Consider the following 24,107-nt stretch of genomic DNA (forward strand, 5'->3'; position numbering starts at 1 on the left):
GCGAGAGTGAGCCGAACCGTGACCTCCAGCCCCGCCATCCGCCCTCGCCTGCGCCTCTTCCTCGCCGTTCTCGTCGGAGCAGGTGTCATGCTGCTCGGACTCGGAGCGGCGTCGACGGCCCACGCATCGAGCACCCCCGAGGTGACGACCGCCGAGACCTCCATCGCGGTGGGCGGCACCACCGTGGTCACCGCGACAGGTCTGGGCGGACTCGAGCAGGCCTTCTTCGGCCTCGGCGACCCGTCGGCGGGAGTCTTCACCGAGAACAACGACAGCAGCTACCAGGCGCCCGTGTCGAACGGCGAGGCGACCGCGACCTTCAGTGCGCTGGCCGAGGGCACCGCCACCATCTCGGTCGGCGACGGTGAGAACGTGCTCGCGACCGTCGAGGTCACCGTCAACGCGGGCGGGGGCGGTGGAGGCGGCGCCACCATCACCGCCAGCCCGACCTCGATCGAGACCGGGGAGAGCACCACCGTGACGGCGACGGGCCTCGGCGGACTCGAGCAGGCATCCTTCGGACTGGGGGGCAGCGGGAGTGGCACCTTCGACGGCGGGGGAACGTCGGCCCAGGTGCCCGTCACGAACGGCGAGGCGACCACCACGTTCACCGCCACCGAGGCCGGAGACCTGGTGATCGCCGTCGGTGACGGCGAGACCCCGCTCGCGTCCGTGGACGTGACGGTGACGGCCGCGCCCACCCCGACGCCGACACCCACTCCGACGACCGCGACCCCCACTCCGACGCCAGCGCCGGCGGGCGGAGACTCCGGCCTGCTGATCGGCATCATCATCGCTCTCGTCGTGCTGATCCTCGCGATCGCGGTCACCTGGATCGTGCTGGCGCGGCGGAGCAGGAGCGCCGGGGCTGGGTCGGGAACGAGCGGACCCGGCGGGGACAGCATGCGGATGGACGGGTCTTCGACCTAGACGGGCTGCCACTCCAGGCCGCCTCCGCGCACGCGCGCCGACGTCGATACCGCTCCGTGGGCGTGTCCCGCCGCGACGATCTGATCCGCACGCACCAGGAACCACTCGAAGCCCACCCCCACCGAGACGTGGATGCGCGGCATCCGGATGCGGCGCGCCACCGTCATCTGGGTGGTCTCGGCTGTCCCGTCGCCGATGACGAGCACGGCGGTCGCTGCCGTCAGTCCTTCGAGCGCGAGTGCGACGGCGAGGGGCGGGCGACCGTCCGCGCCCGGGGTCGTGATGCGTGCCGAGAAGGCGAGGAGCTGGTCAGCCAGAGACCCCGCGCGAGCGTCCACGCCGACGAGCGCCGAGCGGAGGGACTCGAGCCTGGCACGCTCATCGGGCTCGCCGGCCTGGGTGTCAGCGCGTGGCGTGTCGCCGTCCGCTTCCGCCGCGGAGCCGGTCACCCGGGACGTGAGCTGGGCGATCAGGACGGGCACCTGCGCGCGCTCGGCGGCGAGAGTGGCGAGGATGCCGCGGAGGGCGCCGAGGTGGGCCACGATCTCGGATGCCTCGGACGGCAAGGCCATGGATTCATGACGGACCTTCGGCATGACACTGGTGATTGATGTGACGCCGTCGGTTCGCGTGACGCCGTCGGAGGGTTCGGCGTTGTCGTCGGGCGCGAGGATCGCTGCAATCACCGACCCGTGCACCACGAGAGCAGGGACCGTGCTGGTGGCGAGCCGCGCCGACACCTCGACCTCAGCGAGGCGGGCAAGCTGATCGACCGTCGCTCCGGCCGCCGCCGCGACGACGAGAGCGCCGTCCAGCGGCGTCAGAGACCTCGTGTCGATGGGCATGTCACGCGTGGTCGCGAGGGCATCGGCGACCTCATTGAGAGCCACGGTGAGCTCTGCCGTCACGGCGGGCAGCTCCGCGGCGAAGTAAGAGGTCTCCGCCGCGATCTGGTCGCGAAGCGCGATGTCGGCGATGAGCGACCTGGTCGAGGTGACGAGAACGGTCGGCTCGGCAACGCCCGTGAGCGCAGTCCGAATTGCGGATGCCGCGTGCGCGGCCGCACGCGCCAGAGCCGCATGCGTGAACTCCGCCCCACGGATCGCGGCGCCGTCGGCATAGGTGACCGTGTTCTTCGCGACGGCGGAGAGGTCGGGGACGGCTCCCGTGACCGAGGCGGTGAGCTTCTCGCGCTCGAGGATCCGCTGATCGCTCGCTGCCTTATCGTTCGCCAGCCGTTGCGCGTCGGTCTCGAGACGGGTCTTCTCGAGCGTCGTCGCCGCGGCGGCGCGTGCCGCTTCGTTCTGCAGCAGAACCGTCTGCGCGTCCGCGAGCGTCTTCTGCGTCGTCGCGAGCGTCGCCGCCGCATCCGCCCGGGTCTTCTCGGCGGTGGCCAGAGTACTCAGCGCCGCAGCGATCGCCTCGAGCTGCGCGCCGGCGTCGTCTGGTGTCGTCATGCGCCTACCCCCAGCATCCGCCCTATCACGACCGGCTCCGTCACGACCGATGCGAGGACTCTAGTGCCGACGCCCGGCGGGGCGCCATCATGGGGATCGTGGCGGGTGGCGACGATGACGAGACGAGCGGAGCGGAGCGGTGGCTCGTCATCGACGGCCGGCGCTGGCGGCGCACCGACCCGGCACTGCCGCCCGACGTCGTCAGCGCGCTGACCTCGCACCTCGGCCGCGCGCGTTCGGCCGTGCGCACGGCGCGACGCCCAGGCGCTGACCCCGACGCCCTTGCCGATGCGCGCGCCCGGGTCGATCTCGCCAAACACGGACTCGGCGAGCGCGGCCCGTACTGGTGGGACCGCCCCGTAGGGGAACGCCGCGACGCAGCGCTCAGCGCCCTGGCTGAGCTCGAGGCGCTGACGAACCACCGGTGACCGGCGTGAGCGCGGGCACGACGCGCAGGAACACGACCAACCCGACGAGCTCGACGAGCGTCTGGGTGACCACGGCCAGGGGGGCGATCGCGAACGCCGGCGGCAGCGCGAGCGCGAGGGGCAGCACCACGAGCGAGTTGCGCGTGGCGCCGCTGAACACGAGCGCGCGCGTCTCGGGGACCGGCAGCCGCGCGAGGCGCCCGGCGCCGAGTCCGACGACGAGCATGACCGCGAGGAACGCGACGTAGATCGGCACGACCCGCGCGAGCGCGGCGGCTTGGCCGCCGACATCCGCGATCTGCGACGCAACCACGACGGCGAGCGTCGCCATCATCAGCGGCACCATCGCGGCCGCGAAGAGGCGCTCGATCCGCCTGCCGATGCGATGCCGGCGCGCCAGGGCTTGCACGAGCGCCGCCGCGCCGAGCGGCAGGACGATGAGCCAGAGGAGGGCCTCGGCGAACGGGGCGAGGTCGATCTCGGCGACCACCGTGCCGCCGGCGAACAGCCACAGGTAGGCGGGGAGCAGCACGATCTGCGCGAGCATCAGCAGCGGCGTCGCGGCGAGGAGGCGCGCGCGGGCGCCGCCGGCGAGTCCGGTGAAGACGATGACGTAGTCGACGCAGGGCGTGAGGAGCACGAGCAGCACGCCGAGGAGGAGGCCGGGGTCGTCGGACACGAGCCGCGACAGACCGAACGCGACGGCCGGGACGACGAGGAAGTTGACGGCGAGCACCGTGCCGAGGAACCGGATGTCGCGGAACGCCCGCCCCACCTCGATCAACGGGATGCCGAGGAACGTCGCGAACAGCAGCAGAGCGAGCACCGGCGTCGTGGCGAACCTCAGCGCTGCGCCCGCGCCAGGGATCGCGACCCCGACGACGACCCCGAACGCGATCGCGGCGACGTACAGCCAGACCCCATGCCGGTCCCACCACGCGGCTGCCGACGTCACGGGCCCAGCCTAGGGACCCGGGCGCTCCCGGAACTCAGGTGCCGCAGTAGGTGACGTAGGGGCCGAAGGCCTCGGGCGCTGGTTGCTCGTAGCGGGTCAGCCCGGGTCGAGCGGTGAAAGGGGCACGGATGACGCCGACGAGCTCGTCCAGCGGGGCCAGGTCACCGTCATCGGATGCCGCGGCGAGCGCCTCTTCGACGAGGTGGTTGCGCGGGATGTACAGCGGATTGACCCGGTCCATAAGGTCGGGGTCGGGATCGAGCGCCAGCCATCGCGCGACCCAGAGGTCGAAGGGCGCCGGGTCGGCGAAGAGCGCCCGCGCGGGGTCGCGATCACCGCGCGCCGCTGTCGCGAGGCGCCGGAAGAACGACGTGTAGTCGACCCGCGCCATCGCCAGCATGTCGAACATGTCGTTCACGAGCGCGGCGGTCTGCTCGTCGTCGGGCGTGCCGCCGAGTTTGGCGTGCATGCCCTCGGCCCAGGCGGCGTTGTAGGTCTCGCGGTAGGCGGCGAGCGACTGCTGCGCGGCCGCGACAGCGTCATCCATGTTCGCGGGATCCGCGCCCTCGGCCAGCAGCGGCAGGAGGGCCTCGGCGAACCGCGCGAGGTTCCACTCGCCGATCGCGGGCTGCGCCCCGTAGGCATAGCGGCCCTGCTGATCGATGGAGCTGAAGACGGCGCCGACGTCGAAGGTGTCGAGAAAGGCGCAGGGGCCGTAGTCGATCGTCTCGCCCGAGATGGTCGCGTTGTCGGTGTTCATCACGCCGTGGACGAACCCGACGAGCATCCACCGGGCGATGAGGCGAGCCTGGGCGTCGATGACCGCGTCGAGGAGCGCGAGCGCGCGGTTCTCGGCGCCGGCGGCGTGCGGATAGTGGCGCGCGATGGCGTGGTCGACGAGGCGCTCGAGGAGGGCGATGTCGCCGGAGGCACGGGCGAGCACGAACGTGCCGACCCGCAGGTGGCTCGCGGCGACGCGGGCGAGCACCGCACCCGGCAGGTCGCTCTCGCGCCGCACGATGCGTCCGGTCGCGACGACGGCGAGCGCGCGTGTCGTCGGGATGCCGAGGGCGTGCATGGCCTCGCTGACGACGTATTCGCGGAGCATCGGGCCCACCGCGGCGAGCCCGTCGCCGCCTCGGGAGAAGGGCGTGGGACCCGAGCCCTTGAGATGGATGTCGCGAAGCGCGCCCTCTCGGTCGGCGACCTCGCCGAGCAGGAGGGCCCGGCCGTCGCCGAGCCGCGGGTTGAATGCGCCGAACTGGTGACCCGCGTACGCCTGGGCGACCGGGCGGGCGCCGCCGGGAACGGCGGTGCCGGCGAGGAACGCGACCCCTTCGGGGGTGCGGAGAAAGGCGGGGTCGAGGCCGAGGTCGGCGGCGAGCGCGTCGTTCAGCGCGAGGAGGCGCGGCGCCGGCGGCTCGACCGCGCGCCACTCGACGGCGAGCTCGGGCAGCTCGTCGGCGAAGCGGTGCGAGAGAGTGATCTCTGCGGCGGCCGTGGGAGTCATGAGGCGAGGGTACGTCGGATCGCGGGCCCGTGGGGCCGCGTCGCGCCGGCGCCGGTGTCACGAGCGTCACGAGCGTCACGAGCGTCACGAGCGTCACGAGCGTCACGAGCGTCACGAGCGTCACAGAATCGCGCCGAACTCACATCGACGCGTCGCGACTCTGCGAAGACGCGGGGATTCTGTGACGGAGACGAGCGTGGGTGCTGCTCACGCTCCTGGGGTCGGGGTGAAGTCGGGCGAGAAGCCCTCGGCCTCGCACGCCTCGACAGGCCGGTGCACGGCGACCGCCCGCTCGGAGACGACCCGGAACGGGATCTCGATCCCGTAGACGTCGAAGCTGATCATGCCCGAGGTGCAGTCCAGCAGGGTGTCGATCACCAGCCCGTCGTTGCGGAAGCCCTCTTCCGTGACGCCGCCTGCCGTCCAATCGATGGGGGTACCGGTCCAGCCGGTGTACGGCGCTTCGTAGCCGCCGCTGGTTCGGTCGAAGTTCGTGAAGTCGATGATGCCGCCGGTGATGACCGCGCCGGTCGCGACCACACCGATCACGGCGAAGCCGCTGACGAACGCGCGGCCGACGCGGCGGATGCGGGAGCGGCGGCGGGGAACGGCGCCGGACGCGACAAAGGCTGCGTCGTCCGCGGTCGCGGCCGAGGAGGTCGTGGGCAAGGGGGTCATGACGTTCATGTCGGCATCCTTTCGAGGGTGATTTTATTTGCAGTCCGCAATGTTTGCGTACCAGAAGTGTGTCATATGTGTTTGCAACTTGCAATAGTCTCGAATCAGAAATAGATTGGTGGCGTGACGCGAACCACCCGAGCCCAGGAGGATGTCGTGACCCAGTGGGGCGAGGTGGTCGAAGGATTCAGCCGCGTGTTCCAGCTCCTGACCGACGATGTCGAAGCCGAGATCGGGGTACCGGTACGACAGTGGGAAGTGCTCGTCCGGCTCGACCAGAACGAGACCGGCACCCTGTCGACGGGCGAACTAGGCACGCTGCTGAGCTACCCGCCGAGCCGGATCACTCGGCTGGTCGACGCGATGGTCACCCGAGGGCTCGTCGAACGCACCGTCGCGCAGCACGATCGTCGCGTCGTGATGGTGACCGCGACCGACACCGGGCGCGACGCGCTGCAGCGGGGGCTCGCCGTGCACCGCCGCGGTCTGGATGAGTACGTCATCCGCGCTCTCGGCGCGGATGGGCTGCGCCGCCTCGCGCGCGACGCGCGCACCCTCGGCGACGCCAATCGCAGCTAGGGGTCACCCCGGCGGGCGGGCCGAGGCGATGAGCATCGTCAGGCCCATCTCGAAAGCGCGCGTGGCAATCGGGTCATCCGGGTCCTCGTCGTCGAGGGTCGCGAACGCGGCCGCGAAGGTGGGGAACCGCTCCTCCTGACCACGGGGATCGAACACCACCGTCGGGCCCGACATGTCCAGCACGCTGCCGAGGATGAACGACTCGAACGCGGTGAGGAGGGGCAGGATGTCGCGGTCGACCCACCCCACCGCGCGTGCCGCCACCGCGAAGTCCTCATACTCGGCCAGCAGCACCGGTGCGGACGCGGGATGGGTCATCAGGAGCGGTACCGCGCGGGGATGATCCGCGAACGCCCGCCGGTAGGAGCGCGCCCACTCGCGCAACCCGTCCTCCCACTCCAGGGTGCGCAGCGGCTCGGAGTCGATCCGGGCGGACACCAGAGAGCGGACGTCCTCGATCATCGCCGCGAGGTTCGGCACGTGGTTGTAGAGCGAGGTGGGGTTCACCCCGAGCTTCGTCGCCACCCGCCGGATGCTTGCACCCTCGGCGCCGTACCGATCCACGAGGGCGAGCGCCGTCGTCGCGATGAGCTCGCGACTGAGCAGGGGCCGGGGCGGTCGGGCGATGACGGACTCCTCGAGGTCTGTGCTGAGCCTACGCGGCAGGTGTCGGACGAAGGGGTGGCGCAAAGAAAAACATACGGTGTATGTTTACGCCATGATCGCCCCTCCGTCCACCCCTCTCGCCACCGTGGTCGAAGCCGACATCGCCGAGCTCGCAGCCGCACTCGGCGAGGGCCGGGTCACGAGCGTCGAGCTCGTCGCCCGCTATCTCAATCGCATCGCCTTCTACGACCGCGCGGGCATCGCCCTGAACTCGGTGATCGTGCTGAACCCGTCGGCCTTCTCCGAAGCGCGCGCCGCCGACGAACGCCGCGCGCGCGGCGAGAACCGCGGCGTGCTCGACGGCATCCCGTTCACCGCGAAGGACAGCTACTGCGTCACGGGCCTCCCCGTGGCATCCGGATCCCCCGCCTTCGCCGACCTCATCGCCGGCCACGACGCATTCGCCGTCGCACGCCTGCGCGAGGCAGGAGCGGTGTTCCTGGGCCTGACGAACATGCCGCCGATGGCGGCGGGCGGCATGCAGCGCGGCCTCTACGGCCGGGCCGAATCGCCCTACAACGCCGACTACCTCACCTCGGCGTTCGGCTCGGGGTCGTCGAACGGCTCGGGAACGGCGACCGCGGCGAGCTTCGCGGCCTTCGGCCTGGGCGAGGAGACCTGGTCGTCCGGCCGCGCCCCGGCATCCCACAACGCCCTCTGCGCCTACACCCCTTCGCGCGGAGTGATCTCCGTGCGCGGCAACTGGCCGTTGGTGCCGACGATGGACGTGGTCGTCCCCCACACGCGCACGATGGACGACCTCGCCCACGTGCTCGACGCCGTCGTCGTCGACGACCCCGAGACCGACGGCGACCTGTGGCGCAGCCAGCCGTGGATTGCGCTCCCCGCTCCCTCCGAGGTGCGGCCCGAGTCGTTCGCCGCCCTCGCACCGGCCGACCTCGCGGGGCTGCGGTTCGCCGTCCCGCGCATCTATGTCGGCGCCGACCACGACAGCGCCTACCCGATCGACCCGCGCCCGTCGGTGATGAAGCTGTGGCGCGCACTGCGTGCCGACCTCGAATCCGCCGGGGCGGAGGCGGTCGAAGTCGATTTCCCCGTGGTGAACAACTACGAGAAGCTCCACGCCGGCGATGAGGACTTCGTCGACCGCGGGTTCGTTCCCCGCGAGTTCCTCACCGACGAGGTCGGCGACCTGGCGGTCTGGGGCTTCGACACCTTCCTGCGCCTCAATGGCGACGCGCAACTGAACCGACTCGCCGATGTCGACGGCGGCCGCATCTTTCCGCACCCGACCGGCGCCCTGCCCGACCGCTACGGCATCTACCCGTTCGACATCGCGTACGACATCGCCGAGTACGTCGACGCCGCACGCGCCGGGGTGCGCTCCCCCACCGACATCCCGAGTGTGGAGCAGGGGATGCGAGGACTCGAGCACACTCGAAAAGTCGACGTCGAGGACTGGCTGGCCGCCGAGGGGTTCGACGCCGTCATCTTCCCCACGCACTCCGACGTCGGACCCGCCGACGCCGACGTGAACGAGGCCTCGGCCGACATCGCGTGGCGGAACGGCGTGTGGGTCTCCCACGGCAACCTCGTCCCCCGACACCTCGGGATACCGACCGTGACCGTGCCGATGGGGACGATGGATGACACGGGCATGCCCGTCGGTGTCACGATCGCCGGTGCGGGCTACGCCGACGTCCGGCTCGTCCAGCTCGGCGCCGCGATCGAGGCCCTCGGGCGAAGACGGACGATGCCGCCGCGCACGCCGGCGCTGCCTGACGAGGTGCTGTTCGACACCCCGCGCCCCGCGGCAGCAGGACCCCTCGAGGTGCGGATCGACGAGGTGCGCAGCGACCCGGATCACGACCACACCACCGTCTCCTTCACCGCGACCGTCGAGGGCGGGCCGATCGATGAGGTCGTCGCCTTCGTCGACGGCGCGCGCGCGACTCTCACTGTGAGCGGCTCGCGGGTCGACGGTCGGCTGCATCTCGACGCCGACGCGCACACGACGCCCGTCAGCGAGTGGCTGCCGCCGTTCGGGCCGCTCGTCGTCGTCGTCGCGCGCAGCTTCACCGGCGCCGTTGCCGGCGCCCTCGGCACCACGGAAGGATCTCCCCTGTGACCAGCACTCCCACCCCGACCCGCCGCTGGCGGATGCCCGCCGAGACCGCCCCGCACGAGCGGACGTGGATGGCCTTCCCCCGCGAGGGGTTCACGCTCGGCGACGAGGCGTCGGAGCGCGAAGAGGGCTACGCCGTCTGGACCGCCGTCGCCCAGGCGATCGCAGAGTTCGAGCCGGTCACGATGGTGGTCGACCCCACGGAGATGACCCGGGCCCGGCGGATGCTCGGCGCCGAGATCGAGATCGTCGAAGCGCCGATCGACGAGTTCTGGATGCGCGACATGGGTCCGACCTTCGTCGTCGACGACGCCCGACCCGGCACGCTCGCCGCGGTCGACTGGGTGTTCAACGGCTGGGGTGCCCCCGACTGGGCGGAGTGGCAGAAGTCCGCCCTCATCGGGCGTTTCGTCGGAGAGCTGCTCGGCGTGGAAGTCGTCAGCTCGCTGCTGGTGAACGAGGGGGGCGGGCTGCACGTCGACGGGACGGGCACGGTGCTGCTCACCGACACGGTGCAGCTCGACCCGCGCCGCAACCCCTTCGCCGACAAGGCGCGCGTGGAGGCCGAGATGGCCCGCACGATCGGCGCGACCGATGCGATCTGGCTGTCACGGGGACTCACCCGCGACTACGACGACCTCGGCACCAACGGTCACATCGACATCGTGGCGACCTTCGCGTCACCGGACCGGGTGCTGCTGCACGAGCAGCAGAACCCCGACCACCCCGACTATGCGGTGTCGCGCCGGCTTCGCGGCGAGCTCGAGGACGCCTTCGCCGCGCGCGGGCGCGACGTCACCATCACAGGGTTGCCGGCGCCGGCGACGCTGCGCGACGACACCGGCATCGTCGACTGGAGCTACGTCAACCACCTCGTCGTCAACGACGGGGTGATCGCCTGCGGCTTCGGCGAAGACGTGGCCGACGCGCGGGCCCGCGAGATCCTGGCCGACGCCTACCCCGGCCGTCGCGTGGTGACGGTCGACGCGCGTCCGCTGTTCGACCGCGGCGGCGGCATCCACTGCATCACCCAGCAGCAGCCCGCCGTGTGAGCCGCGCCCGTCAGGGCGTCAGGGGCGTGATCGTCAGGTCGACGCTCGCGAACGGGAAGGGGAACACGAAGAAGTACCCGGCCTGCGGATCCCAGTCCGTGACCGGCAGCAGCGCGAACCACACCTGCGCGATGACCACCGACACACCCGTGACGATCATGATCGCGAGGGCGGCGCGGCGCAGCATCCGTGTTGCGGACTCGAGATCCGTCGCCACCCGGATGACGCGACCGAGCGTCAGGAGGACGATTGCCGCGATCGCAGCGAAGACGAGGGGGCTTGGCATCAGCTCGACCGACAGGCACTGAGGCACGATGTCGGTGGGCTGTCCGCTGCCGTCGATGAAGCCCCCGTCTGCCCCGAATCCGCCGGCGCAGGAAGCGCTCGACGCCCGCGTGAGGCCCGGGTAGATCACGCACGCCACGAGTGTGACGACGAGCAGACGCCGGATCTGGATGACCAGCTCGCGGCCGGCGATCGCCGGCGTGGCGATCGCGGGCGAGGCGTCGATCTGGGTCACGCGGCTACGCTAGCGCGGCCGCCGGTCGCGGGAAAGGCTCTTCCCGGGCTGGCGGCCACCGAGAGTTGCACTGATCTATCGTTTTTCGATAGATTCCTCTTGACCAACAGGAGGAATGATGGGAAAGAAGACAATCCTGGCGCTGCGCGTGATCATCGCGCTGTCGCTGGTCGGGTCACTGGTCGTGCAGACGGTGATCGTGCCGCTGCTGTGGATCGATCTCGACAGCGCACCGCTGTGGGCGCGGGTGAGCATCGCGGTCCTCATCGTGCTGGGGGTCCTCACCCTCCAGATCTTCGCCGTGTGCGTCTGGCTGCTCCTGACGATGGTGCGCCGCGGCGCGGTGTTCACCCCCGCCGCGTTCCGCTACGTCGACGTGATCATCGGCGCCGTGGTCGCGGCATCCCTCGTCACCTTCGCGTTCGCCGTCGTGCTCCGCTTCGGCGAGGCGGCGCCGGGAGTCGTCGGACTCATCTCGGGCTTCGCGCTCGTCCTCGCCGGCATGGCGCTGCTGGTGGTGGTGATGCGGATGCTGCTGACCCAGGCGATCGCCCGCGAGGTCGAGGCGGGGCGGCTGCGCGCCGAGCTCGACGAGGTGATCTGATGCCGATCATCGTCGACATCGACGTGATGCTCGCGCGGCGCAAGATGGCCGTCGGCACCCTCGCCGACCTCATCGGCATCACCCCGGCGAACCTCGCCGTCCTGAAGAACGGCCGGGCCAAAGCGGTGCGCTTCTCGACCCTCGATGCACTCTGCCGAGTGCTGGATTGCCAGCCCGGCGACATCCTGCGGTTCGAACCCGACGGGGCACAGCGCGATGACACCGCCCGCACCAAGGAGACGGAGACATGATCGAGGTGCGCAGCCTGACGAAGAAGTACGGAGCGACGCTCGCCGTCGATCACGTGGACTTCGACGTCTCGCCTGGCGAGGTCACCGGCTTTCTCGGGCCGAACGGGGCCGGAAAATCCACGACTCTCCGCATGATCCTGGGCCTTGACCGGCCGACCGCCGGATCCGCTCTGGTCGATGGGAGCCCTTATCGCACACTCACGGAACCGCTACGAAGGGTCGGCGCCCTGCTGGACGCACAGGCGCTGCATCCCGGACGAACGGGACGCGACCACCTTCGAATCGCGGCCCTGACGAACGGGCTTGGTCGCGACCGGGTAGAGCTGGCTCTGCATCGCACAGGCTTGACGGATGCCGCGGGCAAGCGTATTCGGTCTTACTCGCTTGGTATGCGTCAACGCCTCGGTATTGCCGGGGCGCTGCTCGGAGATCCGGCCATTCTTATTTTCGATGAGCCGGTGAACGGGCTCGACGTGGACGGGGTGCGGTGGATCCGCGAGCTCCTTCGGGGGCTCGCCGACGAAGGACGAACCGTGTTCGTCTCGAGCCACCTCATGAGCGAGCTCCAGCTCATCGCCGATCGTGTCGTCATCATCGGAAAGGGTCGGCTCGTGGCAGACGCACCTCTTGCCGATGTCGTCACAGACGGCGAGTCGCTGGAGGACGCCTACGTCCGGCTCACCTCGTGGGCACAGCAGTACCGCGGCGATGCAGATCTCGAGGAGAAGTCATGACCGCACCGGCGATCATGCGCAACGTGCGCGCCGAGTGGCATCGCGCCTGGACGGTGCGTTCGACGGTGATTCTCGTCGGGCTGACGGGCCTGGGCGTCATCGGGCTCGCCGCGCTCGGCGCTTCGCAGTCAGCCAGCACCGCTCCCGTCGGCGGGTCGCCCTGGCAGCTGGCTGGATTCCTCTCTCTGCCGGCGCTCCTGGGAACGCTCGTGCTCGTGAGCGTTCTCGCGACCGCCGATCACTCCACAGGAGCCATTGGCCCGACACTGCAATGGACGCCTCGACGCGGCATCCTCCTCCTCAGCCGCGTGGTGACGATCGTCGTCGCGGCGACCGGCATCGGCGTGATACTCCTCACCGCTTCCTCGGCCGTCGTCTGGCTCTTCGCTCCGCAACTCACGTTCTTCGCCTCTGACGCACTTTCGCGCATCGCCGGCGTCGCATTCGTCTTCGCAGCGACCTCGCTCCTGGGAGTCGGCACCGGCCTGGCAGTGCGCAACACCGCTGCCACCCTGGCGGTCGTCTTCGCGCTGGTACTGGTCCTTCCCCTCCTCCTGCAGGTCGTTCCCTTCGTCTGGGCCACCCGGATCATCGAAGGACTGCCGGGCGCGGGGGTGCTCTTCTTCCTGCTCGGAGAGGGGCCCGGGAACACGCTGATGAACACCGCGAGCGCGGCGACGACTCTGCTGGTGTGGGGGACGACGGCGCTCGCCCTCGGCAGCGTGCGGCTGATGCGCTCCGATGCCGATCGGTGAGCGGCACAGACAGGTGTCGTGACAGGGTGGACGGTGAGCCCGAACGAAAGAGCGCCATGCCCGAGTCATCCTTCTCCTTCCGCCCCGAGGGTCTCGAGATGCGGTTCCGCCGCGTCCGTCTGCAGAGCCGCGAGTGGCTCACCCCGGGGTACGTGCGCGTGCGCCTCGTCGGAGACGAGCTCGCCGGCTTCGTCTCCCTCGGCGCCGACGACCACCTTCGCATCTTCTTCCCGGAGGGCGAGCCCGAGTCGGTCGAGGAGTTCCGCGCCGCGCCGAGCCGCGAGTACACCCCGGCCCGCTTCGACGCCGACGGGCTCGAACTTGAGTTCGCCATCCATGGTGACCCCGCTGCCGGGACGGCGGGCGTGGCTGCTGCGTGGGCCGCGACGGCGCCGATCGGAGCCCTCGCCGGGATCGGCGGCCCGCGCGGCTCGAAGGTCGTCGACGGGCGACCCGACTACTGGATGCTCGCGGGCGACGAGACCGCGGTGCCGGCGATGCGCCGCTTCGCCGAGCTCATGGACGACCAGGCGCGCGGGCGCATCTTGGTCGAGGTCGCCGACGCCGCCCACGAGCTGCCGATCGACGCGCCCGCGGGCGTCGTGGTCGAGCAGGTGCACCGCGGCACCACGGCGCCCGGCTCGGCGCTGGCCGCGCGACTGGATGCGCTCGGCGACGAAGAGCGGCCGGAAGGCAGCATCCTGGGCTTCGTCGCGGCGGAGCAGTCGATCGTCAAGCCCGGGCGGGAACTCCTGCTCGAGCGGTGGGCGGTGCCCGCCGATCAGACGATCATCAAGGGGTACTGGAAGCGCGGCGAGACCTCGGAGAAGAAACCGCGCTGAGCGGGGCTCGCCGCGGAATCTACTCAGCCTGGGGCGACGACGTCGATGCCGAGTAGAGCGGCGGCATCGGCGAGTCTCGTGTCATAGGCCACGAGTCCTTCCAGATCGTCGCCGACCTCGAGGGCGGCGGCGAGATGAACGGCGTCGAGCGAACGAAGCACAGACGGGTCGAGGAGTGCGGCGCGCTCAAGGATCGCCGTCGACAGCTGCAGCAGGATGATGCTGTCGAGAACGGTCTTCGCCCGCACGGTGAGACCCGGGTCGACACGTCGGACGGAGCGCACCAGCTCGGTGCGGGCGAGATCGCTCGACACCACGGTCTTCTCACCGTCGAGCAGCCACCGACGCAGAGCGTCGGACTCCGGCTCGGCAACGACCAGCTTCGTCAGGGCTGAGGTGTCGAGGTACCAGGCCACGGCGTCACAGAACCCGGGATCAGAAGCGCTCGGCGTCGCGCATCGCCGCCAGCTCTTCCGACACGGAGGGCGCGGCGACAGCGGGAGGGAGGTCGGCCAGGCGCCGACGAGCCGGACGAGCCCGACCTGACTCCAGCAGGCGGGAGAGGCCGGTGGAGGGGAGGGCGCTCAGCTGCGCGACCGGGCGACCCCGATCGGTGATCACCACGACGTCACCGCCCGCGGCCGCCGCGACAACGGCCGAAGCGTTCTGCTTCAGCGCTCGAATACCCACTTCGCTCATGTGCTACATCGTAGCTCAACACCCGGCTATGAGGACAGATCAGCGCTCCCAGGTGTGCACCGGTTCGTTGGTGTGCATGCCGGCGGTGTAGTCGAGCAGGGTCGCGCGCAGGGCGTCGAAGCGCTCCATGCTGCGGCGCTGGTGCATGCGCCCGATGAACCACTCCGCGCCGGTGACACCCGTGAGGCACCGCTGCTCGATGATGCCGAGCAGGCGCTCGCGCTCGGCGGTCTCGACGCCCCACGCCTCGAGGCCCCGGTGGGCGAGGGGCAGCAGGCGCCGGAGCACGAGCTCGGTCGCCGCAACCTGGCCGACCCCGGGCCAGTAGACGCGGGCATCGATGCCGTCGCGGGCGCCGGCGTGGAAGTTCTCCTCCGCGGCACTGAACGACATCTGCGACCACAGCGGCCGCTCGTCCTCGGCGAGCGCGCGCACCAGCCCGAAGTAGAACGCGGCGTTCGCCATGATGTCGGCGACGGTGGGGCCGGCGGCGAGCAGCCGGTTCTCCACCCGCAGGTGCGGCATCTCGTCGGCGATGTCGTAGACCGGGCGGTTCCATCGGTACACGGTGCCGTTGTGGAGCTTGAGCTCGGCCAGCGACGGCACACGCCCGGCCTCGAGCGCGGTCGCGGGATCCTCGTCGTCGACCACGGGCAGGAGCGCGGGGAAGTACCGGACGTTCTCTTCGAACAGGTCGAACACCGAGGTGATCCACCGCTCGCCGAACCACACGCGCGGGCGGACGCCCTGCGCCTTGAGCTCCTCGCTCCGGGTGTCGGTGGCCTGCTCGAACAGCGGGATGCGGGTCTCGCGCCAGAGCTCCTTGCCGAGGAGGTAGGGCGAGTTCGCCGACACCGCCAGCTGCACCCCCGCGATCACCTGCGAGGCGTTCCAGTAGGCGGCGAAGTCGTCGGGCGATGTCTGCACGTGGAACTGCGTGCTCGTGCATGCCGCTTCGGGAATGATCGAGTCGGCCGTGGTGCGGAGCTTCTCGGCACCGGTGATCGACAGGGCGATGTCTTCCCCGCGGGCGTCGAGGATCTGCTCGCTGAGGAGGGCGTACCGGGGGTTCGCGCTGAGGGTCTCGCGGGTGAGGTGGCCTTCGGCGAGGGTCGGCAGGATGCCGATCATCACCAGGTGCGCGCCCACGCTCGCCGAACGCTCCTCGGCGCGATTGAGGCTGCGTCGAAGGCCCTCCTCGAACGTCGTCAGCCCTCCCCCGCGCAGGCGCGCCGGCGGCACGTTCATCTCGATGTTGAACTGGCCGAGCTCGGTCTGGAACGCCGGGTCGGCGATCGCGTCGAGCGCCTCAGCGTTGCGGAGCGCGGGGTCGCCGACCTCGTCGATGAGGTTGAACTCGACCTCGAGACCCGTGAGCGGGTCGTCGGTGTCGAACCGCGACTCGCGCAGCATCTGCGCGAAGACGTCGAGGTTCTGCCGCACCTTCTCGCGGTGGCGTGTGCGGTCGGCGCGGGTGAACTCCTGCGGTGCGACATCCTCTCCCATGGGGGCACTCTAGGGGCGCCGTCCGCCGGGGGCGAGGGGTTGCGGGCCCGGGCCGCGCCGGTCAGTCGCCCTCGACCGCGCGCGCGTCGAGCTCGCGCACCAGCGTCTTCGGCGCGGTCACGCGATACGAGGCGTCGATGAGCTCGGCGACCTCGGACCAGTCCGCGTCGGGAACGTCACCGGCAGGGACGTCGAACCCCAGCCACCCCGCCGGCCACAGGTAGGCGGGCTCGAAGAACCGCGGGTCCTGCCGCAGCGCCGGCTCGTCGACGGGATCGGGCCGGATGAGGATGGCGCGATCGTGGCGCGCCCCCACATGGTCGCCGCGCTCCGAACCGCCGAAGTAGCAGAAGGTCTTCGTGGTGAAGAAGTTCGGCCGCCCGTGCGAGATGCGTTCGGCCGCGCCGGGGAAGGCGAGGGCGATCTCGCGGATGCGCTGCAGCGCAGCATCCGCCTCATCGAACATGATCGGATGACTCACGCGCGAACGGTACCGCCCTCGCCCCGGATCGGCAATGATGGCGCCATGTCGACGCCGGTGACCGTGCGCTTCGCCGCCGAGGAGGATGCCGCGACGGTGGGCGCGCTCCTCGACGACTTCAACACCGAGTTCGAGTCGGCGACCCCGGGGGCGGCGTTCTTCGCCGAGCGGTTCACCGAGCTGCTCCGGCGAGACGACGTCCTGGTCGTCCTCGCCGAGACCGCCGCGGGCGACGTGGTCGCGTTCGCGTTCCTCACGCTGCGACCGACGCCCTACTATCGGGGCCCCCTCGCCCAGCTCGAGGAGCTCTACGTGCGTCCGGCGCTCCGCGACGCCGGAATCGGCACCCGGGTCCTCACCGCGGCGATCGACGAGGTGCGCGGCCGCGGAGCCGGCGAGATGCACATCAACGTCGACGAGATCGACCATGACACCCGTCGGTTCTACGAACGCCACGGTTTCGTGAACATCGAACCCGGCGAGGACTACCGCATGCTCTGCTACCTCCGGGAGCTCTGACCCGCGCCCGCCCGCTCCAGGATCGGGGCGAGCTCGCGGGCGAGCGGCGGCGCGAGCTTGGCGCTGAAGGTCGCGGTGAGATGGTGGGCGTCGCGGTAGACGACGGTGTCGCCGATGATCGGCTCGCAGGTGTCCTGGCAGAAGAAGCGCGCCAGGTCGACCACCTCCGCCCCCTCGGCGGCGGCGACATCGCGCTCGATCGCGCGCACCTCCGGCCGGAGCGCCTCGTCGGCCGGCGCTCCGCACTGCGCGGTGTCGCGGAGGTGCGCCGACAGGCACACGGCCGGGGCGGAGCGCAGATCGGGGCTGTCGGCGAGGACGACCACGGGAGCATCGATCGCGCCGAGCGTGCCGCTCAGTCCCTCGCCCCAGGCGTCCGCGCCGACGTTGTCGGCCGCCGCAGCGTAGTTGGCGAGGATCACCAGCTCCGGCGGATCGTCGCGAAGGGTCTCGAGCACCTTCGCCCGCCACCGGTCGCAGGAGACGTACGGCACGCCATCGCGCTCCTGCGCCATCTCGAGCGATCGGCAGGAGGCCTTGGTGAAGACCTGGACGGCGTATCCCTTCGCCTCGGCCGCACCGGCGACCGCCGGGAACCAGCTCGCCGCATGCGAGTCGCCGTAGAGCACGATGCGGGGGGCGTCGGCGTCGCCGTAGACGCACCCCTTCGCCTCGGCCGAGTGGTAGTCGTCGACGCAGTCATCGGCGTAGATCACCGGTTCGTCCTCGCCCACCTCGCGCAGGTCGGGGGTGACGTTGGCAGGGACGAAGGACGTCGCCGCGGGCGGGGCGGTGACGGCGGATGACGCCCGCTCGGCCGTCCGCAGGGGCTCGGCGGCCGCCGCGACGCCCGCTGCGGAGGCCACGAGGATGCACGCCGCCGACCCGGCGAGCGCCGCGAGGAGCGTGCGCCGCGGTCGCGCGGCGACCAGCCACGGGGCACGTCGCACCGGGTCTTCGACGAGACGGTGCAGCACCCACGCCACCGGCACGCAGAGTGCCACGATCCCGAGAGCCACCCCGAGCGGGAGCGGCGAGGTGAACCCCGACGCCGCCTGCGGCACCACGAGCGCCGGCCAGTGCACGAGGTACAGCGAGTACGAGATCGCCCCGATGAAGAGCATGCCGCGGGTCGAGAGGGCGGCTGTCGGCGCCCACCGCGCGCGCGTGGAGCCGGCGACGATCACCAGCATCGTCGCCGCCACGGGGAGCGCCGCCGCGACCCCGGGGAACACCGTGTCACCGTCGAAGAGCACGATCGCGGCGACGATCCCCGCGAGCCCGACCCATCCGGCGACCGGGGCGAGGCGGGCCGGCAGCCGGATGCCACGGCTCACCGCGACGGCGAGGAGCCCGCCCGCACCGAGCTCCCACGCCCGGGTGGGAAGGGAGAAGAACGCCCACGGCTGATCGGTGAAGGTCACAAGCGCGCCCGCGACGAACGACGCCGCGACGAGGCCGCCGAGGAGGACGATCAGCGCGCGCCGCGTGCGGGCGAACCCGGCCGCGACGGCGAAGACGAGCGGCCACACGAGGTAGAACTGCTCCTCGATGCCGAGCGACCAGTAGTGCTGGAACAGCGAGGGCGTCTGCTCGGCGAGGTAGTCGGTGCCCTCCACCGCGAAGAGGTAGTTCGGGACGTACAGGGCGGTGGCCACCGCATCCTTCCACACCTCCGCCACAAGAAGCGGCGGGTACCAGATCAGCGCCGCGACGACGGAGGCGGCGAGGACCACGAAGGCCGCCGGCAGGATGCGCCGCGCGCGCCGGGCGTAGAAGCGGGCGAACTTCACCCGGCCCTCGCGGTCGAGCTCTGCCAGCAGATGGGTGGTGATGAGGAAGCCGGAGATGACGAAGAACACGTCGACCCCGACGAAACCGCCCGGCAGAAAGGGCACCCCCGCGTGGTACAGCACCACCGCGCCGACGGCGACGGCGCGCAGGCCCTGGATGTCGCCGCGGAAGCCCGCGGGCGGCGCCGCGTCGGGGGCTGTCACGCGGCGCAGTCTAGGTGGTCGAGGAGAACGGGCGGCGAACAGGACCACCCCGGGGGTGGGACTCAGGAACGGGTGCCACCATGTGCGGGTGCGCTCCTCTGCGGCATCCCGGATCCAGACCGTGCTCGCCGGTCTCGTGACGATCGCCGTGGTCGGGGTGATCGCCGTCGTGGTGCTGTTCTCGCCCCGCGAGAGCGCGCCCGAGTGCCGCACCTGGACGGCCGAGCAGCGCGAGAACGCCGCCACGATCATCCGCGCCGGCCAGGATCTCGGCCTCTCGGAGCGCGACCAGACCATCGCCGTGATGACCGCGATGGGCGAGTCGTCGCTGCGGAACCTCGACTACGGCGACTGGGAGACGAGCGGGGTGCGAAACCCCGACGGGAGCCCGACGACCTCGATCGGCCTCTTCCAGCAGCAGGACGAGTGGGGCACGCGCGAGGCGCGCATGGACCCGTACACCGCCGCGACGATGTTCTACCGCGCGATGCTCGCCGAGGTGCCCGAGCCCGAGCGGCTCAGCATGGAGCCGACGCTCGTCGCGCACCGGACGCAGATCAACGCCCAGCCCGATCACTACGCCCCCTTCTGGCCGGCGGCGGAGGCCCTGGTCGCGGATCCGAGCGGCTCAGGAGGCTGCTGACGGCGCCGTCGCGGCGGGGTCGCTCACGCCCAGGCCGGCGAGCGCTCGCGCGAAGATTCCGGTGAGGGCGTCGTGCCCCGCGGGCGAGAAGTGACGGTCGTCGACGAGGAACTGCTGCAGGCGGGATGACGCGACCCAGCCGGTCGTGTCGACGAAAGCGACGTGGCGCGCGGCGGCGACGTCGGCGAGCGTCTCGCTCACCGCGCGCCGCTGCGGCGCCCAGGCGTCGACCTGCACCAGCGGCCCCACGACGACGAGGGTGGCATCGGGGTAGGCGGCGCCGAGCTGGTCGAGCGAGGCCTCGGCGGCGGCACGCACGTGGTCGATCGGGAAGGTCTGATCGTTGCCGCCTGACTGGACGATGATGAGTGCGGGGTCGGCGGGCGGCTGCCACAGCCCCGCGGCGAGGGCATCTCGGATGCCCGGGTGAGCAGGCGTCGTCCCCGAGGCGGGCGGCGCTGCGACGAATCCGATCCCGCCACGGGCGGAGAGGGTCACGTCGTAGCCGAGTTCGGCGGGGGCACGCGCGACCCAGGACGCGTCGGCAGCGGCCTGCGAGTCGCCGATCACCCAGGCGGCGGGCGGCGGGGGCGGTGGGGCTGGTGCGGGGACGGCGGGTCCGTCAGGGAAGACCGGTGTGGGCAGGAGGGGCGTCGCGGCGGGGGCCGGAGCGGCCTCGGCGGTGGCGGCCTCGGCGTTGTCTGATGCGGGCGGGGCTGCGGCCCGCGCCACGCCGTTCAAGGGCCCGAGGGTGAGGGCGAGCCATCCGAACGTCAGCGCCGCGATGAACAGGATGCCGCCGAGCACCGTCCCCACACGGCGCAGGCGAGCGCGCCGTCGACGTCGTGCCCGCTCCCCCACCCGGCCAGGCTAGGCAAACGCACCAGATCCGCGGAGGAGACATGCAGGAGCGGCTGGTTTTGTGTTCCCTATGGATTCACGCGTCGCCTTGGTCACCGGAGCATCCTCGGGAATCGGAGAGGCCACCGTCCTCGAACTGATCCGCCGCGGTTTCGTCGTCTACGCGGGGGCGCGGCGGGTGGAGCGGATGGCGCACCTCGCCGACCGCGGTGCCCGGGTCATCCACCTCGACGTCACCGACGACGCGTCGATGGCGGCCGCCGTCACCGGCATCCTGAATGATCAGGGTCGTATCGACGTGCTCGTCAACAACGCCGGATACGGGTCGTACGGCGCTGTCGAAGACGTGCCGATCGACGAGGCACGCCGCCAGTTCGAGGTGAACATCTTCGGGCTCGCCCGGCTCACCCAGCTGGTGCTGCCGACGATGCGACGGCAGCGGCGCGGCACGATCGTCAACATCTCCTCGATCGGCGGCCGCATCTACGAGCCGCTAGGGGCCTGGTACCACGCCACGAAGTACGCCGTCGAGGGGCTCAGCAACTCGCTGCGCGTCGAGCTCGCGCCCCACGGGGTGCGGGTGGTGCTCATCCGGCCCGGCGCGATCCGTACCGAGTGGAACGAGATCTCGCGGCGGAGCGCTCTGGAGGTCTCGGGCGAGACCGCGTACGGCGCGCAGGCACATGCACTCGTGCGGGCGCTGACCGCAGCCGACACCGAGTCGGCGGCGCCCGGACCGCAGGTGGTCGCGGATGCGATCGGACAGGCCGTGGATGCTGCGAAGCCGCGGATCCGCTACACCGTGCCGCTCGCGGCGAAGGCGATCGTGTTCGCCCGGTGGCTGCTGCCCGACCGGGTGTTCGACGCCGCGGTGCAGCGCGTGTTCGGCGTCACCGCCGCCGATCGGCTGGCCGCGGAGGAGTCGGCCGCCGGCGCGCGGGTGGAAAGCGTGGGTTGACGCGGGCCCGCGTCATTCCGATATTTGGAAACTGGTATCGGAGAATGGAATAGCCCTACACTCGAGCCATGAAGCTCGCGCGACTCGGTCCCGTCGGTTCGGAGAGGCCGGTCGTCTTCGTCCGCGACGAGGAGTACGTCGATGTCTCCGATGTGACGGCGGATGTCGACGAGCGCTTCTTCGCGGGCGACGGCATCGCCCGCCTGCGGCCCGTCGTGGCGGATCGTGTCTCGCGCGGCGCGGTGCACCGTCTCGCGGGTGAGCGCATCGGCGCACCGTTCGCGCGGCCCCACCAGATCATCTGCGTCGGACTGAACTTCTCCGACCACGCCGCCGAGACCGGCCAGGCGGTTCCCGCCGAGCCCATCCTCTTCACCAAGTCGCCGAACACCCTCGTCGGACCGAACGACGACGTGCGGATGCCGCGGGGCGGCGAGAAGCTCGACTGGGAGGTCGAGCTCGGCATCGTCATCGGCACCCGTGCCAGCTACCTCGCCAGCCCCGAGGACGCACGCCGGCACATCGCCGGGTTCACCGTCGTCAACGACGTCAGCGAGCGGGCGTTCCAGATGGAGCGCGGCGGCCAGTGGCTGAAGGGCAAATCGGCCGAGACCTTCAACCCCGCCGGTCCGTGGCTCGTCACGCCGGACGAGATCCCCGACGTCCGGAGCCTCGGCATGCGCCTGGACGTCAACGGCACGCGTCGTCAGGACGGGTCGACCGCGACGATGATCTTCGATCCGTTCTTCCTCGTGCACTACATCAGCCAGTTCCTCGTGCTCGAGCCCGGCGACCTCATCAACACCGGCACCCCGCCCGGGGTGGGCATGGGCCACACGCCACCGGTGTGGCTGCGCCCGGGAGACGTGATGGACGTCGCGATCGACCGGCTCGGCGCGCAGCGCCAGACCGTGGTGGGTCCGCGATGAGACGCGCCGTGGTCACCGGCGCGGCGCAGGGTCTGGGAGCCGCGACCGCGGAGAGGCTGAGCGGCGACGGCGTCGAGGTCATCCGGGTCGACCGCGCCGGCGACGTCGACGAGCGCGTGGATGTCACCGACGAGGCCGCCGTCGCCGACCTCGCGCGACGGATCGGCGCCGTCGACATCCTCATCAATTCCGCCGGGATCGTGGGACCGAACCTCCCCCTCGTGGAGACGGCACTCGGCGCGTGGCGGGCGACCTTCGAGGTCAACGTCCTCGGGGTCGTGTCGATGATGCGCGCCTTCGTCCCCGGCATGGTGTCGGGCGGCTGGGGCCGCGTGGTGAACTTCGCGAGCATGGCGGGGAAGGACGGCAACCCGAATCTCGCCGCGTACTCGGCATCCAAGGCCGCTGTGATCGCCCTGACGAAGTCGGCGGGGAAGGAGCTCGCGACCACCGGCGTCCTCGTCAATGCCATCGCCCCCGCGGTCATCGCCACGCCGATGAACGCCACGACCGCCCCCGACGTCCTCGCCCACATCACCAGCCTCATCCCGATGAAGCGCGTCGGCGAGCCGCAGGAGGTCGCCGAACTCGTGGCGTGGCTCGCATCCGACCGGGTGAGCTTCTCGACCGGCGCCGTCTACGACATCAGCGGCGGCCGTGCCGTCTACTGACCGGACTCGCCCTCGCCGCCGCGCGGGCCGCTGCCGCCGGCGACGATGGCCTGGATCCTCGGCACGGCCGAGACGAGGTCTGCCAGCGACATGCGGAACGCCAGGGCGCTGACGCTCACGGCGCCCACCGGTGCCGCCCCGTCGACCGAGGGGAGAGCCACCGCGACGCAGGTGATGCCGAGCTCGTTCTCCTGATCGTCGACGGCGTAGCCCCGCTCCCGGGTGAGCTCCAGTTCTCGCCACAGAGCTCCGACATCGGTGATGGTGCGGGGTGTCCGGGCGTCCAGGGGGCCGTCCCCGACGATCGCGCGGAGGTCGGCTTCGCTCTGCACCCGGCCGGTCAGCAAGAGCTTTCCGACCGCCGTGCGCGAGGCGGGGTTCCGTCCGCCGACGACCGAGGTGAGGCGCACCGCCCCGGCGGGCGGGTCGGTCTTGGCCCGGTAGACGACCTCCGCCCCATCGAGGACGGCATAGTGGGCCGTCTCACCGAAGGTCGCCGTCAGCTCGTCGAGCACGGGACGGACCCTGGCGACATCCGGTCGCTCCGCGGCGGTCTGGAACGCGATGCGGAGGAACTCATCGCCGATCGCGTAGACGCCGCGCTCGATCTGCTCGACGAATCCCGCGCGGCGGAGCGCCGCGAGCGCCCGGTGGACGGTCGGCTTGGGGCTGGACACCTCGTGACTCAGCTGGTCCAGGGTGGCGCCACGGGGGTGGGAGCCCAGGGCCGAGAGCACGGCCAGAACGCGGTCGCTGCCGACGAGTCGCGGCTCGTCACCCGCGACCTCGGTCATGC

The 24,107-nt window shown here is 71.1% G+C and carries 27 protein-coding genes and 1 pseudogene; 15 read left to right on the forward strand and 13 right to left on the reverse strand.

Annotation, left to right across the window (positions count from 1 at the left end; all coding sequences use genetic code 11):
- The first annotated feature begins 18 nt into the window (after nucleotides 1-18).
- Nucleotides 19-930 carry a hypothetical protein gene (locus T9R20_RS14375; RefSeq protein ID WP_322409994.1) on the forward strand — a complete coding sequence of 304 codons (912 nt, stop codon included), beginning with the start codon at nucleotides 19-21 and terminating at the stop codon, nucleotides 928-930.
- Here T9R20_RS14375 and T9R20_RS14380 read toward each other — a convergent pair.
- Entirely contained in the window at nucleotides 927-2,387 is a 1,461-nt protein-coding gene (locus tag T9R20_RS14380; RefSeq protein WP_322409995.1) for a hypothetical protein, read from the reverse strand. The two genes, T9R20_RS14375 and T9R20_RS14380, sit on opposite strands and share 4 nt — an antisense overlap.
- An 89-nt stretch (nucleotides 2,388-2,476) precedes the next feature.
- Between T9R20_RS14380 and T9R20_RS14385 the strand changes: the two genes are divergently transcribed.
- Nucleotides 2,477-2,815, forward strand: coding sequence for a biopolymer transporter Tol (locus T9R20_RS14385; RefSeq protein WP_322409996.1), 339 nt, complete (start codon nucleotides 2,477-2,479; stop codon nucleotides 2,813-2,815).
- Here the strand turns inward: T9R20_RS14385 and T9R20_RS14390 are convergent.
- The 3 genes from T9R20_RS14390 to T9R20_RS14400 all read right to left on the reverse strand — a co-directional run bounded on the left by T9R20_RS14390 (nucleotide 2,772) and on the right by T9R20_RS14400 (nucleotide 5,967).
- Nucleotides 2,772-3,770 (reverse strand): arsenic resistance protein, encoded by a 999-nt coding sequence (locus T9R20_RS14390; RefSeq protein ID WP_322409997.1) that lies wholly within the window; start codon nucleotides 3,768-3,770, stop codon nucleotides 2,772-2,774. The two genes, T9R20_RS14385 and T9R20_RS14390, sit on opposite strands and share 44 nt — an antisense overlap.
- A gap of 34 nt (nucleotides 3,771-3,804) precedes the next feature.
- Complete coding sequence (locus T9R20_RS14395; RefSeq protein ID WP_322409998.1) at nucleotides 3,805-5,280, reverse strand: protein adenylyltransferase SelO; 1,476 nt, start codon at nucleotides 5,278-5,280, stop codon at nucleotides 3,805-3,807.
- A gap of 207 nt (nucleotides 5,281-5,487) precedes the next feature.
- Entirely contained in the window at nucleotides 5,488-5,967 is a 480-nt protein-coding gene (locus T9R20_RS14400) for a hypothetical protein (protein WP_322409999.1), read from the reverse strand.
- A gap of 114 nt (nucleotides 5,968-6,081) precedes the next feature.
- On the opposite strand from T9R20_RS14400, the gene T9R20_RS14405 reads away from it, so the two are divergent.
- Nucleotides 6,082-6,537, forward strand: a complete 456-nt coding sequence (locus T9R20_RS14405) for a MarR family winged helix-turn-helix transcriptional regulator (protein ID WP_322410001.1) — start codon at nucleotides 6,082-6,084, stop codon at nucleotides 6,535-6,537.
- Nucleotides 6,538-6,540: 3 nt separating this feature from the next.
- Here the strand turns inward: T9R20_RS14405 and T9R20_RS14410 are convergent, their stop codons facing one another.
- Complete coding sequence (locus T9R20_RS14410) at nucleotides 6,541-7,227, reverse strand: TetR/AcrR family transcriptional regulator (protein WP_322410002.1); 687 nt, start codon at nucleotides 7,225-7,227, stop codon at nucleotides 6,541-6,543.
- A gap of 28 nt (nucleotides 7,228-7,255) precedes the next feature.
- Between T9R20_RS14410 and T9R20_RS14415 the strand changes: the two are divergent.
- Nucleotides 7,256-8,941, forward strand: a pseudogene (locus tag T9R20_RS14415) (amidase); the annotation flags it as partial.
- Between the two features lie 383 nt (nucleotides 8,942-9,324).
- On the forward strand, nucleotides 9,325-10,341 hold the full coding sequence (locus T9R20_RS14420) for an agmatine deiminase family protein (RefSeq protein WP_322412195.1): 1,017 nt from the start codon (nucleotides 9,325-9,327) through the stop codon (nucleotides 10,339-10,341).
- Between the two features lie 10 nt (nucleotides 10,342-10,351).
- Here the strand turns inward: T9R20_RS14420 and T9R20_RS14425 are convergent, their stop codons facing one another.
- Nucleotides 10,352-10,861, reverse strand: a complete 510-nt coding sequence (locus T9R20_RS14425) for a hypothetical protein (protein ID WP_322410003.1) — start codon at nucleotides 10,859-10,861, stop codon at nucleotides 10,352-10,354.
- A 118-nt stretch (nucleotides 10,862-10,979) separates the two neighbouring features.
- On the opposite strand from T9R20_RS14425, the gene T9R20_RS14430 reads away from it, so the two are divergent.
- Genes T9R20_RS14430 through T9R20_RS14450 form a run of 5 tightly spaced genes read left to right on the forward strand, consistent with a single transcriptional unit; the run spans nucleotide 10,980 to nucleotide 14,047 of the window.
- Nucleotides 10,980-11,465 carry a DUF2975 domain-containing protein gene (locus T9R20_RS14430; protein WP_322410004.1) on the forward strand — a complete coding sequence of 162 codons (486 nt, stop codon included), beginning with the start codon at nucleotides 10,980-10,982 and terminating at the stop codon, nucleotides 11,463-11,465.
- Nucleotides 11,465-11,716: a helix-turn-helix transcriptional regulator gene (locus T9R20_RS14435; RefSeq protein ID WP_322410005.1), complete on the forward strand. Its 252-nt coding sequence runs from the start codon at nucleotides 11,465-11,467 to the stop codon at nucleotides 11,714-11,716. The genes T9R20_RS14430 and T9R20_RS14435 overlap by 1 nt, the downstream gene beginning before the upstream one ends.
- Nucleotides 11,713-12,450: an ABC transporter ATP-binding protein gene (locus T9R20_RS14440; protein WP_322410006.1), complete on the forward strand. Its 738-nt coding sequence runs from the start codon at nucleotides 11,713-11,715 to the stop codon at nucleotides 12,448-12,450. Before T9R20_RS14435 ends, T9R20_RS14440 begins: the two co-directional genes overlap by 4 nt.
- Nucleotides 12,447-13,205: a hypothetical protein gene (locus T9R20_RS14445; protein WP_322410007.1), complete on the forward strand. Its 759-nt coding sequence runs from the start codon at nucleotides 12,447-12,449 to the stop codon at nucleotides 13,203-13,205. Before T9R20_RS14440 ends, T9R20_RS14445 begins: the two co-directional genes overlap by 4 nt.
- A gap of 56 nt (nucleotides 13,206-13,261) precedes the next feature.
- A complete protein-coding gene (locus T9R20_RS14450; RefSeq protein ID WP_322410008.1) occupies nucleotides 13,262-14,047 on the forward strand; it encodes a siderophore-interacting protein in 786 nt (261 codons plus the stop codon).
- A gap of 23 nt (nucleotides 14,048-14,070) precedes the next feature.
- Here T9R20_RS14450 and T9R20_RS14455 read toward each other — a convergent pair whose 3' ends face one another.
- The 4 genes from T9R20_RS14455 to T9R20_RS14470 all read right to left on the reverse strand — a co-directional run bounded on the left by T9R20_RS14455 (nucleotide 14,071) and on the right by T9R20_RS14470 (nucleotide 16,733).
- Complete coding sequence (locus T9R20_RS14455) at nucleotides 14,071-14,463, reverse strand: type II toxin-antitoxin system VapC family toxin (RefSeq protein WP_322410009.1); 393 nt, start codon at nucleotides 14,461-14,463, stop codon at nucleotides 14,071-14,073.
- Between the two features lie 19 nt (nucleotides 14,464-14,482).
- Entirely contained in the window at nucleotides 14,483-14,746 is a 264-nt protein-coding gene (locus T9R20_RS14460) for a type II toxin-antitoxin system prevent-host-death family antitoxin (protein ID WP_322410010.1), read from the reverse strand.
- Nucleotides 14,747-14,785: 39 nt separating this feature from the next.
- Nucleotides 14,786-16,252, reverse strand: coding sequence for a glutamate--cysteine ligase (locus T9R20_RS14465; RefSeq protein ID WP_322410011.1), 1,467 nt, complete (start codon nucleotides 16,250-16,252; stop codon nucleotides 14,786-14,788).
- 61 nt (nucleotides 16,253-16,313) lie between these two features.
- The gene (locus T9R20_RS14470; protein WP_322410012.1) at nucleotides 16,314-16,733 is read right to left on the reverse strand and encodes an MmcQ/YjbR family DNA-binding protein; all 420 of its coding nucleotides are present in this window, start codon (nucleotides 16,731-16,733) and stop codon (nucleotides 16,314-16,316) included.
- A 45-nt stretch (nucleotides 16,734-16,778) separates the two neighbouring features.
- On the opposite strand from T9R20_RS14470, the gene T9R20_RS14475 reads away from it, so the two are divergent.
- Nucleotides 16,779-17,252, forward strand: coding sequence for a GNAT family N-acetyltransferase (locus T9R20_RS14475; protein WP_322410013.1), 474 nt, complete (start codon nucleotides 16,779-16,781; stop codon nucleotides 17,250-17,252).
- Here the strand turns inward: T9R20_RS14475 and T9R20_RS14480 are convergent.
- Entirely contained in the window at nucleotides 17,234-19,249 is a 2,016-nt protein-coding gene (locus T9R20_RS14480; RefSeq protein ID WP_322410014.1) for an acyltransferase family protein, read from the reverse strand. The genes T9R20_RS14475 and T9R20_RS14480 overlap by 19 nt on opposite strands.
- Before the next feature lie 88 nt (nucleotides 19,250-19,337).
- Here T9R20_RS14480 and T9R20_RS14485 point away from each other — a divergent pair, with 88 nt between their 5' ends.
- Nucleotides 19,338-19,892 (forward strand): peptidase M23, encoded by a 555-nt coding sequence (locus T9R20_RS14485; RefSeq protein ID WP_322410015.1) that lies wholly within the window; start codon nucleotides 19,338-19,340, stop codon nucleotides 19,890-19,892.
- Here T9R20_RS14485 and T9R20_RS14490 read toward each other — a convergent pair.
- Entirely contained in the window at nucleotides 19,878-20,753 is an 876-nt protein-coding gene (locus T9R20_RS14490) for an SGNH/GDSL hydrolase family protein (RefSeq protein ID WP_322410016.1), read from the reverse strand. The genes T9R20_RS14485 and T9R20_RS14490 overlap by 15 nt on opposite strands.
- Before the next feature lie 70 nt (nucleotides 20,754-20,823).
- Here T9R20_RS14490 and T9R20_RS14495 point away from each other — a divergent pair, with 70 nt between their 5' ends.
- The 3 genes from T9R20_RS14495 (at nucleotide 20,824) to T9R20_RS14505 (ending at nucleotide 23,311) form a co-directional block, all read left to right on the forward strand.
- Nucleotides 20,824-21,711 (forward strand): oxidoreductase, encoded by an 888-nt coding sequence (locus T9R20_RS14495; protein WP_322410017.1) that lies wholly within the window; start codon nucleotides 20,824-20,826, stop codon nucleotides 21,709-21,711.
- A 68-nt stretch (nucleotides 21,712-21,779) separates the two neighbouring features.
- Nucleotides 21,780-22,640 (forward strand): fumarylacetoacetate hydrolase family protein, encoded by an 861-nt coding sequence (locus tag T9R20_RS14500; RefSeq protein ID WP_322410018.1) that lies wholly within the window; start codon nucleotides 21,780-21,782, stop codon nucleotides 22,638-22,640.
- On the forward strand, nucleotides 22,637-23,311 hold the full coding sequence (locus T9R20_RS14505) for an SDR family NAD(P)-dependent oxidoreductase (protein ID WP_322410019.1): 675 nt from the start codon (nucleotides 22,637-22,639) through the stop codon (nucleotides 23,309-23,311). The genes T9R20_RS14500 and T9R20_RS14505 overlap by 4 nt, the downstream gene beginning before the upstream one ends.
- Here T9R20_RS14505 and T9R20_RS14510 read toward each other — a convergent pair.
- A complete protein-coding gene (locus T9R20_RS14510) occupies nucleotides 23,305-24,105 on the reverse strand; it encodes an IclR family transcriptional regulator (RefSeq protein ID WP_322410020.1) in 801 nt (266 codons plus the stop codon). The genes T9R20_RS14505 and T9R20_RS14510 overlap by 7 nt on opposite strands.
- Nucleotides 24,106-24,107 lie beyond the last annotated feature (2 nt).

This window comes from Microbacterium invictum (genome assembly GCF_034421375.1).
GTDB lineage: Bacteria > Actinomycetota > Actinomycetes > Actinomycetales > Microbacteriaceae > Microbacterium > Microbacterium invictum_A.